Annotated in this window: 1 protein-coding gene; it reads left to right on the forward strand. The window is 27.8% G+C overall.

What is annotated here, in order from left to right; all coding sequences use genetic code 11:
- A partial coding sequence (locus V6246_RS18430; protein WP_341561889.1) for a hypothetical protein occupies positions 1-214 on the forward strand: 214 nt, incomplete at its 5' end.
- Positions 215-255: the final 41 nt, after the last annotated feature.

Genomic DNA, 255 nt, shown 5'->3' on the forward strand with positions numbered 1-255 from the left:
GATTATCAATATAAATATCCTACAGATTTATATTGAAGCTAATTTAGGAAATAAATATTTAAATTTAAGAAAGAATATTTGGTTTACTAAAGTAGCGTTGGTGCGTTACCCAGTATCCATTTTGAAAGCACCTAAGCCCTTATTGTTTATATACCATGTTGTGAGCTTTATATTTTATTCCGCCTTATTATCCAGGAGATCTTTAGCGGTATAAAAGACTCATTTCATTAAATTACAGAAAAATGAAATGATATA

Origin of the sequence: Algibacter sp. TI.3.09 (genome assembly GCF_038154905.1) — a bacterium.
Lineage (GTDB): Bacteria > Bacteroidota > Bacteroidia > Flavobacteriales > Flavobacteriaceae > Algibacter.